At 44.5% G+C, this 704-nt stretch carries 1 protein-coding gene; it reads right to left on the reverse strand.

Annotated elements, in window-relative coordinates; genetic code table 11:
* On the reverse strand, positions 1–704 hold a 704-nt coding region (locus AC27VX_RS23830), incomplete at both ends, for an RHS repeat protein (RefSeq protein WP_488698471.1).

The following is a 704-nucleotide window of genomic DNA, read 5'->3' on the forward strand; positions in this document are numbered from 1 at the left end:
ATAATCCCGGCTGCCATTGCAAGATATCTGTGTTGAGGCTTCCAAGTGCTCATTACCTGGCCTGCAATATCAAAGATCCCTAACAAGTCCCCAAAACCACCTATCATCTGAGCCCGTCCTGGCTGTCTTGCTGCTAATGCTCCCTGTTCCTTCCAATCACTTATACTCTGAACATTGGTTATTTTTGTTTTGGTAAAAACAATCTCCTGTATATCATAAATAGTGGCTCCCATGGCTCCATCTCCCCATGTAGAAGCATAGAGGTTACCACCAACATCACCACCTGTTGCCCCCCATGAATTCCATGAACCAAAAAAGGACCAGAAGTTCCCTCCACTTTCTTCTTTTTCCCATGCAGATAATGAGCTGACTAATTTTCGAGCGCTTCCTCCTCCCTGTAGATACCCCATTACATTTTGCAGATCACTTCCTGAAAACTCGTAACCATCACGAGTTGGCTTTACATCCCTTCCGTCCGGATCTAGAAAAGAAATAGGATTATTCATTACATAGGCATATGGGCTTGCCATATGGTAAGATTCCGCCAATTGGTCTATCCCGTTCCATCTTCCCAGATCTGGCATATATTGTCTCCAGCCGTAATCAAACATCCCGGTTTCCTGAAGCTCTTTTCCGTTGTATTTGTAAGAGTAGAGACCTCCAAAGTTGGAAGAGTTCAAACCGTTTCCGCCCGTATGGTTTAA

The organism is Chryseobacterium sp. 14P4.3.2, from assembly GCF_057799275.1.